10 protein-coding genes are annotated in these 12,664 nt (G+C 64.2%); 8 read left to right on the top strand and 2 right to left on the bottom strand.

Annotated features, from left to right (window positions below):
- Positions 1-58: 58 nt before the first annotated feature.
- Positions 59-601: a hypothetical protein gene (locus tag CFE42_RS03725; RefSeq protein WP_004632125.1), complete on the top strand. Its 543-nt coding sequence runs from the start codon at positions 59-61 to the stop codon at positions 599-601.
- Between the two features lie 108 nt (positions 602-709).
- Here the strand turns inward: CFE42_RS03725 and metG are convergent, their stop codons facing one another.
- Both metG and CFE42_RS03715 read right to left on the bottom strand, forming a co-directional pair.
- On the bottom strand, positions 710-2,782 hold the full coding sequence (gene metG, locus CFE42_RS03720) for a methionine--tRNA ligase (protein ID WP_251471149.1): 2,073 nt from the start codon (positions 2,780-2,782) through the stop codon (positions 710-712).
- 303 nt (positions 2,783-3,085) lie between these two features.
- Positions 3,086-3,715: an OmpA family protein gene (locus CFE42_RS03715; RefSeq protein ID WP_004632127.1), complete on the bottom strand. Its 630-nt coding sequence runs from the start codon at positions 3,713-3,715 to the stop codon at positions 3,086-3,088.
- A gap of 205 nt (positions 3,716-3,920) precedes the next feature.
- Between CFE42_RS03715 and apbC the strand changes: the two genes are divergently transcribed.
- From apbC to CFE42_RS03680, 7 genes are all read left to right on the top strand, one after another.
- Entirely contained in the window at positions 3,921-5,009 is a 1,089-nt protein-coding gene (gene apbC, locus CFE42_RS03710; RefSeq protein WP_037044415.1) for an iron-sulfur cluster carrier protein ApbC, read from the top strand.
- A 10-nt stretch (positions 5,010-5,019) separates the two neighbouring features.
- A complete protein-coding gene (locus tag CFE42_RS03705; protein ID WP_004632131.1) occupies positions 5,020-5,559 on the top strand; it encodes a DUF3305 domain-containing protein in 540 nt (179 codons plus the stop codon).
- Between the two features lie 11 nt (positions 5,560-5,570).
- Positions 5,571-6,131, top strand: a complete 561-nt coding sequence (locus CFE42_RS03700; protein WP_004632133.1) for a DUF3306 domain-containing protein — start codon at positions 5,571-5,573, stop codon at positions 6,129-6,131.
- A gap of 80 nt (positions 6,132-6,211) precedes the next feature.
- On the top strand, positions 6,212-8,371 hold the full coding sequence (locus CFE42_RS03695; RefSeq protein WP_037044390.1) for a 4Fe-4S binding protein: 2,160 nt from the start codon (positions 6,212-6,214) through the stop codon (positions 8,369-8,371).
- 45 nt (positions 8,372-8,416) lie between these two features.
- On the top strand, positions 8,417-9,088 hold the full coding sequence (locus tag CFE42_RS03690) for a molecular chaperone (protein ID WP_004632137.1): 672 nt from the start codon (positions 8,417-8,419) through the stop codon (positions 9,086-9,088).
- Between the two features lie 235 nt (positions 9,089-9,323).
- Complete coding sequence (locus tag CFE42_RS03685; protein ID WP_004632140.1) at positions 9,324-9,575, top strand: twin-arginine translocation signal domain-containing protein; 252 nt, start codon at positions 9,324-9,326, stop codon at positions 9,573-9,575.
- Between the two features lie 67 nt (positions 9,576-9,642).
- The gene (locus tag CFE42_RS03680) at positions 9,643-12,648 is read left to right on the top strand and encodes a molybdopterin-dependent oxidoreductase (RefSeq protein WP_004632141.1); all 3,006 of its coding nucleotides are present in this window, start codon (positions 9,643-9,645) and stop codon (positions 12,646-12,648) included.
- The last annotated feature ends 16 nt before the right edge of the window (positions 12,649-12,664 follow it).

The raw sequence follows: 12,664 nt of genomic DNA, 5'->3' as shown, positions 1-12,664 counted from the left end.
GTTTCGCACGAGGAGTTCCATGCCGCATCTTCGTCAACTCGCACAAGTGGGAGTCACCATGGGCGTTCTGGCTTCATTGCTGGCGCTGTTCGGCTGCGATCAACAAAAGGTCGACCAGGCCGTGGATCGCGTGGGTGATGCCGCCAAGCGGGCGTGGCAATCGGCCAAGCCGGACAACCTGCTGTTCAAAGGCATCGTGGTCGGGCAATCCACCGAGGACGATGTCAGGGCCACGGCAGGCCAGCCCGAGACGATCTGGGAGAACGAAGGCGGCACGCGGCAACTGGAGTATCCGCGCGGACCAGAAGGGACTTCAACCTGGATGGTGGCGATCGGGCCTGACGGGCACGTGCAGAAGATCGAGCAGGTGTTGACGGCCGAGAATTTCGGGCGCGTGCGGGTGGGGCAGGCCAAGGACGACGTTCGCCGGATGCTGGGCAAGCCGGGGAAGGTGGAGCTGTTTAAGCTGAAGCAGGAAGAGGTTTGGGGGTATCGGTGGATGGAAAGCGCTACCGAGCGGGCCTTCTTCAATGTGCACTTTGGGCCGGATGGGCGGGTTACGACGACTTCGCGCAGTGATGATCGGTTGAATGGGGGTTAAGGGTTTTCGGTGTTTGGCCCCGGGGTTTTTTGTGGTGTATCCCTTGTTTCATCCCCTGCCGGGACCGAAAGGGGAGTGGACCACCAAGGCCCATCCCCAAAACAACCATTACCGCACCCGCATCCCCGGCACCGCGCCAGAATGCGGCTCAAGAATATAAAGCCCAGGCTGAGCCTTCTCATCGGCAGCCGAAGCCGCCAACACCATCCCTTCCGACATCCCGAACTTCATCTTGCGCGGTGCCAGGTTGGCAACCATCACGGTCAGCTTGCCCACCAGATATTCCGGCGCATACGCCGACTGGATACCCGAAAACACATTCCGCGTCTGTCCTTCGCCCACATCCAGCGTCAGCTGCAGCAGCTTGTTCGATCCTTCCACGCGCTGGCAGGCGACGATCTTGGCGACACGCAAGTCGATCTTGGCGAAGTCGTCGATGGTGATGGTGTCGGCCATCGGCTCAATGGCGGCAGCACCGTTGGCGGCGGCAGCAGCCGGGGCTTCTGCGGTGGCCTGCAGCGACTGACGATTTGCCTCCACCAGCGCATCCACCTGCTTCTTGTCCACGCGCGTCATCAGGTGGGAGTACGGCTGGATCGGCTTATCCGACGAGAGCTGCGAATCGATCGAACGCCACGTCAGCGGCTCAACGTTGAGGAACGCTTCGATGCGCTCCACCGTGGTGGGCAGAATCGGCTTGAGGTACACGGCCAGCAGGCGGAACGCTTCCAGCGCGACCGAGCATGCGGCGTGCAGCTTTTCGCGGTTGGCTTCATCCTTGGCCAGATCCCACGGTTTCTCGGTGTCGACGAAGGCGTTGACGGCATCGGCCAGTTCCATGACGGCACGCAGTGCCTTGCTGTACTCGCGCTTCTCGTACAGATCGGCGATTTGCGGGGCGGCTTCGCGCAGTTGCACCATCAGCGGATGGCCCAGCGCGGCGTCGCTCACGCGGCCTTCGAAGCGCTTGACCAGGAAGCCCGCCGAGCGGCTGGCGATGTTGACGAACTTGCCCACCAGATCACTGTTCACACGGGCGATGAAATCGTCCAGGTTCAGGTCCAGATCTTCCATCGTCGCGTTCAGCTTGGCCGCGAAGTAGTAGCGCAGCCATTCTGGGTTCAGGCCGGTGTCGATGTAGCTTTGCGCAGTGATGAACGTGCCGCGCGACTTGCTCATCTTCGCGCCGTCCACCGTCAGGAAGCCGTGGGCGAACACGTTGGTTGGCGTGCGGTGGCCGGAGAACTTCAGCATCGCCGGCCAGAACAGCGTGTGGAAATAGAGGATGTCCTTGCCGATGAAGTGGTACTGCTCGGTGGTCGAGTGTTCGTTGATCCACGCGTCGAAATCCAGGCCGCGCTTGGCGCACAGGTTCTTGAAGCTGGCGTAGTAGCCGACCGGCGCATCCAGCCACACGTAGAAGTATTTGCCCGGGGCGCCCGGAATTTCGAAACCGAAGTACGGCGCATCACGCGAGATGTCCCAGTCCGAGAGCTTGGCCTCGCCTTCCTCGCCGAGCCATTCACGCATCTTGTTGGTGGCTTCGGGCTGGGCCAGGTCGGCCACCCAGTCGCGCAGGAAGTTCTCGCAGCGCGGGTCGGACAGCTTGAAGAAGTAGTGTTCCGATGACTTGCGCACCGGGGTCGCGCCCGACACCACGGAGTATGGGTTCTTCAGGTCGGTCGGCTGGTAGGTTGCGCCGCAGACTTCGCACGAATCGCCGTACTGGTCTTTCGCGCCGCACTTCGGGCATTCGCCTTTGATGAAGCGGTCTGGCAGGAACATCTCCTTGACCGGGTCGTAGAACTGCTCGACTTCGCGCACGTCGATCAGGCCGGCTTCTTTCAGCTTGAGGTAGACGTTTTGGCACAGCTCCTTGTTTTCGTCGGAGTCGGTGCTGTAGTAGTTGTCGAACGAGACTAGGAAGTTGTCGAAGTCGCGCTTATGTTCCGTCCAGACGCGTTCGATCAGCTGGCGCGGGGTCAGGCCTTCCTTCTCGGCGCGCAGCATGACGGGCGTGCCGTGCGTGTCGTCGGCACCCACGTAGTAGGTCTCATGACCGCGCATGCGCTGGAAGCGTACCCAGATATCGGTCTGGATGTACTCGACCAGGTGGCCGATATGGATCGGCCCGTTGGCATAAGGCAGGGCGGAAGTGACGAGGATGCGACGTTCGGACATGGGCAGGCCAGAAAGGTGCGGGCGGGCCGCGAACAGGGCGCGGCGCGCGGATAAACGCATATTTTAGCGCGCCCGGCGGTATCAGGCCGTTCCCGGACGAATCTGCGGAACGTGGGTGTGATCGTGGAGTTCGGCCTATGCGTCACGATGCCGCGCATCGTGTGACCCAAAAAAAGCGCCGGTCAGAGCCGGCGCAGCTTTCCACAACGGAAAAGGAGGAGAAATCAGGTACCGCCCGGGAGGTCAGCCACGCATCGCGAGCCAGCAACGTGTGGCAAGCGGCACCTGTTTTCTATGACAGGGTTACCCTTGAATTGGTTTCAAATAAATTTCGACGCGGCGATTTTGGGCGCGGCCGGCCTCGGTGGCGTTGTCGGCAACGGGCTGATTCTGGCCGCGGCCTTCAGCGGAAAGGCGGTTGCGGGCCACGCCGCGGTCCGTCAGGTAGCTCGCCACGCTCTGCGCGCGCTTTTGCGACAGCGTCAAGTTGTAGTTCGGGTTGCCGGTGCTATCCGTGTGGCCGACCACATTGGCGGCCAGCTCCGGATGCTGCGTGAGCGTTTGTGCCACGCTATCCAAGGGGCCGCGGAACGACGGCTTGATCACCGCGCTGTCGGTGTCGAACGAGACCTGGCTCGGAATGTTCAGCTTGAGCGAGCCGTCGGGCTGCTCCGAAATCTGCGTGCCCGTGCCGGCCGTATCGCCAGCCAGCTTGGACTTGATGGCGCCCCAGTTGTAGCCGACGGTTGCACCGGTGGCCGCGCCAAGCGCACCGCCAATGGCGGCGCCCTTGCCGTTGCCGACCAGCGCGCCAATGCCAGCGCCCACGGCCGCGCCAACGCCGGTGCCCATGGCGGTCTGGTTCTGCTGCTCGGTGGCGCAGCCGGCGGCCAGCAGGGCGATCAGCGAGACGGAAATAAGCTTGGCTTTCATGGTTTCTCCTACGGGTAACGGGATCGGTTCTTGTGGGTTTGCCGATATCCGGCGCATCGGAAGGATATTGAGGGGGAATCGGACGAACGGTGCGCCGGCAAAATACAATAGCAAAACAGTAGATAGAGTGCCCAGGGCGCCGCAAAGTTCATGCCGCGTCACCGTTGGCCCGTCCCCCATTCGCATTAGATTTGTGGAGCAAATGTTGAGCGTAACCATCGAACAGATCACCGAAGCCCTGCGCGGCGTGGTGGATCCCAATACCGGGCGCGACCTCGTGTCGTCCAAATCGGCGCGCAACATCCGGGTCGATGGCGGCGAGGTGTCGCTCGACGTGGAACTCGGCTACCCCGCCAAGAGCCAGTTCGAGCCGATCCGCAAGCTCGTGATCGGGGCGCTGCGTCAGGTGCAAGGTGTCGAAAATGTGAGCGTGCAGGTGTCGATGAAGATCGTGGCGCACGCGGTGCAACGCGGCGTGCACCTGATGCCGAACGTGAAGAACATCATTGCCGTGGCGTCGGGCAAGGGCGGAGTGGGTAAGTCGACTACCGCCGTGAACCTGGCGCTGGCGCTGGCTGCGGAAGGCGCCAACGTCGGCATTCTCGACGCCGATATCTACGGCCCTAGCCAGCCGATGATGCTGGGCATCCAGGGCCAGCCGGAGTCGGCCGACGGCAAGACGATGGAGCCGATGGAGGGGCACGGCCTGCAAGCCAACTCCATCGGCTTCCTGATCGAACAGGACAACCCGATGGTCTGGCGCGGCCCGATGGTGACCTCGGCGCTCGAACAACTGCTCAAGCAGACCAACTGGCGCGACCTGGATTACCTCATCGTCGACATGCCGCCGGGCACGGGCGATATCCAGCTCACGCTGTCGCAGAAGGTGCCTGTGACGGGCGCGGTGATCGTCACCACGCCGCAGGACATCGCGCTGCTCGACGCCAAGAAGGGCCTGAAGATGTTCGAGAAGGTGGGGATTCCCATCATCGGCGTGGTCGAGAACATGGCGGTGTACTGCTGCCCGAACTGCGGCCATACCGAACACATCTTCGGCGCCGGCGGCGGCGAGAAGATGTGCGAACAGTACGGCGTGCCGTTCCTGGGCAGCCTGCCGCTGAACCTGTCCATTCGCGAGCAGGCCGATTCGGGCCGCCCCACCGTGGTGGCCGACCCCGACGGCGCGATTGCCGGCGTGTACAAGCAGATCGCGCGCCGCGTCGCCATTGCCGTGGCCGAGAAGGCGAAGGACATGACGAGCAAGTTCCCGTCAATCGTCGTGCAGAACACCTGAGCGCCAAGCCATGGATGCCAGCGAACCGTTGTCCAACGATCGTCAGACGGAGCGCCCCTCCGTAAAGGTGGCAGTGGTGCTGTGTCGCCGCCCGACGGCCAACCGCTGGCAGCCGTTCCAGTGGCGGCTTGAGGCTGTCGTGCCCGACCTGGGCGAATACGGCACCGCACCGCGCTGCCTCGATCGCGCTGAGGATGAGAAGGGCGAAGAGCGCTGGCTCACGCCCGGCTTCTCCGTCACGCTGTTTCGCGACGAGGCCGAGGGCTACTACCTGAACGTGACCTCCGCCGCGCCCTGCTGGTTCGTGCTGTGGCGCCTGGGCGAGTCGGGCACGACCGACGAGGGCCGGGCGATTCCGCATACGGTTTCGCTGAGCTACAACGAGGCTGGTCGCTGGCTCGACGGCGGCGAGACGGTCGAAAACGTGCCGTTGGATGCCGCTGCGCTGGAGTGGCTGCAGGCGTACGTGGCCGAAAACTACCGGCCCGAGCCGAAGAAGCGGCGCCGCCCGGAGTCGTTCCTGCCGCCGGAAGACCGCGCGAAGTTCTGAGCGAGACTGCTGTGAGCGACGAAACCTTCCTCTCGCGCTGGTCGCGCCGCAAGGCCGCCGAACGGCGGGGCGAGCCCGAACCGGAAGCGGCACCGCCCGCCGAGCCGGCCCCCGTCGTCGTGCCTGAAGCGTCGACGGTCGAGCCTACGCCCGAAGCGGCACCCCCGCTCACGCTGGAAGACGCCTCCAAGTTGACGCCATCCGATGATTTCTCGCCCTTCGTCGCGCACGGGGTGGACGAAGCCGTCAAGCGTGCCGCGCTCAAGAAGCTCTTCGCCGATCCGCACTTCAATGTGATGGACGGGCTCGATACCTACATCGACGACTATTCGCAGCCCGACCCGATCCCGCCCGAGATGTTGCGCGAGCTGCGGCACACGGCGGAACTGCGGTTGTTCGAGCCGCTGGACGAGGATGTGGCTGCGCCGCCAGGAATCGAACCGGTATCGGCCGCTGCACCTCTCGTCACGGGCGAGACGCCGCCTGAACCTGTCGATGCCGAGTCGCCCCGCGTTGATGACCCCGCTCAGGCAACCCCGCATGGCGGCGTTAAGCCGCCGTCCGTAGAATAAAAAGAAGGCCGCGCGGCAAAGACCGTGCTGCCATGTCTCCACAGCCTGCGCCATGCACGTGGGCGCTCACGCACAAATCCATGCCGACACTGCTCTGCAGTTGCAATCACACCATGCCGATCGATGCCGATGCGGTGGGCGACGCCCTGCGCGCGTCTGACGCCGCTATCGACGCCCCCAGCAAGACGCACCACCTGCTGTGCCGCCGCGAGATCAGCGCGTTCACACAGGCGCTGGATGGTACGGAAGACGTCGTCGTTGCCTGCACGCAGGAAAAGGCGCTGTTTGCAGAAGTGGCCGCGCAGCATGAGGGTGTGACCGCACCGATCCATTTCGTCAACGTGCGCGAAACGGGCGGGTGGTCGGCAGGCGCCAAACGCGATGCGCGCGGTTTCCGTGCCAAGACAGCGGCGCTGCTGGCCGTCGCTGGCTTGCCGGCGCCGGAGCCAGTGCCGGTGGTCGACTACCGCTCCGACGGCAACGTGCTGATCATCGGTCCTGCCGAGCGTGCCATGCCGTGGGCGGAACGGCTGGCCGACCAACTGAGCGTGGCGGTGCTCGTCACCGGGCGCGATCGCGCAAGTGGTCCGTTTGTCCCGCCGATGGAGCGCCGCTGGCCGGTCCACGCGGGCGAGCTGGCGCAGGTGAACGGCTGGCTTGGTGCGTTCGAGGTGCAATGGCGCAACCGCAACCCGATTGACCTGGACCGCTGCACGCGCTGCAACGCCTGCATCGATGTCTGCCCGGAAGGCGCCATCGACGCGCTGTACCAGATCGATCTGGATGCATGCCGCGACCATCGCGCGTGCGTCAAGGCGTGCGGCGATGCGTTGGCCGTCGATTTCAGCCGCGTGGACGCACCGCAGGCGCTATCGGGCCAATTCGACCTGATCTTCGATCTGAACGATGCGCCGGCGTTTGCCCAGCACCAGCCGCCGCAGGGCTACTTCCATGCGGGCGCAGACGCGGGCCGCCAACTGACGGCATCGCTGGCGTTGCTGCAAATGGTGGGGGAGTTTGAGAAGCCCAAGTTCTTCCAGTACAAGGAATCGATCTGCGCGCACGGGCGTAACGGCCAAGTGGGCTGCAACGCTTGCGTGGACGTGTGTTCGGCGTCGGCGATTGCGTCGCAGTGGAAGGACGGCCGCGGCAGCGTGCACGTCACGCCCAATCTCTGTGTGGGCTGCGGTGCGTGTACGACCGCGTGTCCCACCGGCGCCATCACCTATGCCTATCCGAGCGCGCCGTACCAGGGGCGCAAGCTGAAGACGCTGCTCGGCACGTATGCATCGGCGGGTGGGCGTGATGCCGTGGTTCTGCTGCATAACGGTGGGCGGGGCCGCACGCTGATCGAGCAACTGGGCCGTGCCGCGCGTATCGGTAAGGCCCAGGGCGTGCCGGTGAATGTGCTGCCCGTCGAGGTCTTCCATGCGGCATCGACGGGATTGGACCTGTGGCTCTCCGCATTGGCTTACGGCGCCGCGCGCATCGCCATCCTGCTGACGGAAGACGACGCGCCGCAGTACCGCGCGATGCTCTCCGAGCAGGTTGCCGTGGCGCAGGCGGTTCTGCAGGGGCTGGGTGAACCGGCAGACGGGACGGGTGTGGTGCTGATCGACGTGGCGGATGCGGCGGCGCTTGATGCACGCTTGAGCCACGCCGACGTGTCGGGCCCGGTGCGCGGCTTTCGCCGTGATATGCCGGCGGCCACCTTTGCGGTGGCCGCTGCCAAGCGCGAGGCACTCGATTTCGCGCTCGACCATCTTGCACGCCACGCCAAGGCCACCGAGGCCATCATCCCGCTGCCAGCCGGTGCGCCGTTTGGCGCCATCACCGTGAACCGCGAACGCTGCACGCTGTGCATGGCGTGCGTGGGCGCGTGCCCGTCGCAGGCGCTGCGCGATCAGGCCGAGCGGCCCGTGCTGGCCATGATCGAGCGCAACTGCGTCCAATGCGGCCTGTGCGAGACCACGTGCCCTGAAAGCGCCATCGCCCTCGTGCCGCGTTTGAACCTGTCGGCAGAAGCCCGCCAATCGGCCACGCTCAACGAGGCGCAGCCGTTCCACTGCATCCGCTGCAACAAGCCGTTCGGCACCGCGCAGATGGTCGCGACGATGCTGGCCAAGCTGGGCGCGCATCCGGCGTTCTCCGGCGCCGCCGCCGAGCGCCTCAAGATGTGCAGCGATTGCCGCGTGATCGACATGATGCAGCACGGCGAACGCCCGGGCGCCCCGCACTGAAGACTGCGCATTGAAGACCGCACACTGAAGCCGATTCCCGATCCCATGACCGACGCCCAGCCCCTGCAATTCCAGCCCGCCGCCACGCCCGCCGACAGCGCAGAGGATCTCGCCCGTGCCGACCTGTACGGCCTGCTGGCCACGCTGTTCTTCCACGCGGCAGACGCCGATTTGCTGCAGCGCATCGCGGCCGCGCCGCTGGACCCGATAGGCGACGGCGATATCGCCGCAGCCGATGCGCAAGCCGCCGCCAGTAGTGCTCTCACCCAGGCCTGGCGAAAGCTTGTCGCCCGCGCGGGCCAGACCACCGCCGAGCAGGCCGACGACGAATACACCGAACTGTTTATCGGCGTCGGCAAGCCCGAAGTGTTCTTGTACGGCTCGTACTACCAGGCCGGTTTCATGAACGAGAAGCCGCTCGTGGTGTTGCGCGACGATCTGCGCCGCCACGGCCTGGAGCGCGCCGAGGGCATCACGGAAACCGAAGATCACCTCGCGACCCTGTGCGAGGTCATGCGTTACCTCATCGCCGGGGACGACGTTGCCGTGGCCCGCATCGAAGAGCAGCGCGCATTTTTCCAGCGTCATCTGGCCCCGTGGGTCGATACGGCTTGCGATGCTGTATTGCAGCATCCGCGCGCCGCGCTCTATGCCGATGTGGCGGGATTGGCGAAAGCGTTTTTTGACGTGGAGCGGCTCGCCCTTGAATTGGCATGAGAGCCGTCGTCTCGGCTGCCTAAAAAATAAGCGGACGCCGAAGAGCCACGCCGGGCCAGCGTCACGGCGCTCCGGTTCAAATCCGACTCATTGAAAAAATTCATCGGTAAATCGTCAGGAAAATCCCTCGGTGAGGGGTTTTGGGCATGGTTTTCCCATGCCGTTACTCCTAAAATGTGTTGGAAAATTCCTATTACATTCGGTCATCGGTTTGAAAGAGCCGGGGAGCATCGAAATGCCAGGTTTGAACACCGTCCCTCACGTGCGCCCAGAAGCGGATTCCGCTGATGTTGCACCCACTCGCCGCCGCTTCCTGATGGGGGCGGCGGTCGCCGCCGCGGCTGCAGGCACTGCCGCGACAGCCGGCCATTTGGTGCAAGCGCCCACTGCTCCGTCCACACCCGCAACCGACGCCGCGGATGACAGCGCCACCGGTTACCGGCTGAGCGAACACATCCGCAAGTACTACAAGACGACGTGGATCTGATGCGGCTGCACGCGCGCCGCTGTTGCTCCATCGTCATTGCACGCACCCCACATCTTCAGGTGACCTCATGCTTCTGACCCGCAAACCGGCGGTACAGGACACCAAAGCCGCACCGGCTCGACGTTCAAACGGACAGGGCGCCGCATCGCTTGCTGGCAGTCTGGCGCGCAGTCTGGCCGGTGCACTGCCGACCATGGACCGCCGCACCTTCCTCAAGCGCTCTGGCATCGGCGTGGGCGCAGGCCTGGCCGCAACGCAGCTTTCGCTGGTGAAGAAATCGGTGGTGGGCGAGGCCCAGGCCGCCGAAGGTAAGGGCGATATCGTCGTGCGCCGCACGGTGTGTTCGCACTGCTCGGTCGGCTGCTCGGTGGATGCCGTCGTGCAGAACGGCGTGTGGGTGCGCCAGGAACCGGTATTCGACTCGCCGATCAACCTGGGTGCGCACTGCGCCAAAGGCGCTGCCCTGCGCGAGCACGGTCACGGCGAATACCGCCTCAAGACGCCAATGAAGCTCGTCGACGGCCGCTACCAGCGCATCAGCTGGGACCAGGCGCTCAATGAGATCGTCGCCAAGATGAACACCATCCGCCAGGAGACCGGACCGGATTCGTTCTTCTTCGTGGGTTCGTCCAAGCACAGCAACGAGCAGTCGTACCTGATGCGCAAGTGGGTGTCGTTCTTCGGCACCAACAACTGCGACCACCAGGCGCGCATCTGCCATAGCACCACCGTGGCCGGCGTGGCCAACACCTGGGGCTACGGCGCGATGACCAACTCGTACAACGACATGCAGAACGCCAAGTGCGCGTTGTACATCGGCTCGAACGCGGCCGAGGCGCACCCCGTGTCGATGCTGCATCTGCTGCATGCCAAGGAAACGGGCTGCAAGGTCATCGTGGTGGACCCGCGCTACACGCGCACGGCGGCCAAGTCGGATGAGTACGTGCGCATACGGTCGGGCACCGACATCGCGTTCCTGTTTGGCGTGCTGTATCACATCTTCAAGAACGGCTGGGAAGACAAGCAGTACATCCATGACCGCGTCTACGGCATGGACAAGGTGCGCGATGAAGTGCTTGCCAAGTGGACGCCGGACAAGGTCGAGGAAGTGTGCGGCGTGCCTGAGGCACAGGTGCACAAGGTGGCCGAGATGATGGCAATGAATCGCCCCAGCACGCTGGTGTGGTGCATGGGCCAGACGCAGCACAGCATCGGCAATGCCATCGTGCGCGCGTCGTGCATTGTGCAGCTGGCGCTGGGTAACATCGGCAAGTCGGGCGGCGGCGCCAATATCTTCCGCGGCCACGACAACGTGCAGGGTGCGACCGACGTCGGCCCCAACCCCGATTCGTTGCCTGGGTACTACGGTCTGGCTGCCGGCGCGTGGAAGCACTTTGCCGGCGTGTGGGGCGTGGATTACGACTGGATCAAGGGCCGCTTCGCCTCGCAGGCCATGATGGAGAAGTCGGGCACCACCGTCTCGCGCTGGGCCGATGCGGTGCTGGAAAAGAACGAGCTGATCGACCAGGACCACAACGTTCGTGCCGTTTTCTACTGGGGGCACGCACCGAACTCGCAAACGCGCGGGATGGACATGAAGCGCGCGCTCGACAAGCTTGACCTGCTGGTGGTGGTGGACCCATACCCGTCGGCCACGGCGGCCATGGCCAACATGCCCGCCGCCGATGGTACGCCGCCCAATCCGAACCGCGCCGTCTATCTGCTGCCCGCCGCCACGCAGTTCGAAACGTCGGGCTCGTGCACCGCATCGAATCGATCGCTGCAATGGCGCGAGAAGGTCATCGAGCCGCTGTTCGAATCGCAGCCCGACCACGTGATCATGCAGGCGTTTGCCGATCGCCTGGGCTTCGGCAAGGAGCTGTCGAAGAACTACAAGATCACGGAATACAAGCGCGCCGGCATGACATGGCGCGAGCCGGAGATCGAATCGATCCTGCGCGAGATCAACCGCGGCAACTGGACGATCGGCTACACCGGCCAATCGCCGGAACGCCTGAAGGCCCACATGCGCAACATGCATCTGTTTGATGTGCGCACGCTGCGCTGCAAGGGCGGCAAGGATGCCGAAACCGGCTACGACCTGACCGGCGATTACTTCGGCCTGCCTTGGCCCTGCTACGGGACGCCGGAACTCAAACACCCCGGCTCGCCCAACCTGTACGACACCAGCAAGCATGTGATGGAGGGCGGCGGTAACTTCCGCGCCAATTTTGGCGTGGAGCGCGATGGCGTCAACCTGCTGGCCGAAGATGGCTCGTTCTCGCTGGGCTCGGAGTTGACCACCGGCTACCCAGAGTTCGACCACGTGTTCCTCAAAAAACTTGGCTGGTGGGACGACCTGACCGACGCCGAGAAGAAGGCCGCCGAAGGCAAGAACTGGAAGACCGACGTGTCCGGCGGCATCCAGCGCGTGGCGATGAAGCACGGCTGCCACCCGTTCGGCAACGCCAAGGCGCGCGCGATCGTGTGGAACTTCCCCGATGGCATTCCGCAGCACCGCGAGCCGCTGTATTCCACGCGGCCCGACATGGTCGCCAAGTACCCCACGCACGACGACAAGAAGGTCTTCTGGCGCCTGCCGACGCTGTACAAGACGGTGCAGCAGCGCAATATCGAGAACAAGGTCTACGAGAAATTCCCAATCATCCTGACCTCCGGCCGGCTGGTGGAGTACGAGGGCGGCGGCGAAGAGACGCGCTCCAACCCGTGGCTTGCCGAGCTGCAGCAAGAGAACTTTGTCGAGATCAACCCCAAGGCTGCATCTGACCGGGGCATTCGCCACAACGATTTCGTCTGGGTCAAGACGCCCACCGGCGCACAGATCAAGGTGCGTGCGCTGGTGACGGAGCGTGTGGGTGTAGACCACGCCTTCATCCCGTTCCACTTCTCGGGCTGGTGGCAGGGCAAGGACCTGCTCGATTACTACCCGGAGGGCGCCCACCCGATCGTGCGCGGCGAGGCCGTCAACACGGCCACGACCTACGGCTACGACTCGGTGACGATGATGCAGGAAACGAAAACGACGGTCTGCCAGATCGAGCGGTTCGCATAAGGACGGGGAGATCAAC

Origin of the sequence: Ralstonia sp. PBBBR1 (assembly GCF_002256165.1) — a bacterium.
GTDB classification, from domain to species: domain Bacteria; phylum Pseudomonadota; class Gammaproteobacteria; order Burkholderiales; family Burkholderiaceae; genus Ralstonia; species Ralstonia thomasii.
The sequence above is the reverse complement of the archived record's forward strand: the minus strand, read 5'-3'. Positions and strand labels throughout refer to the sequence as shown.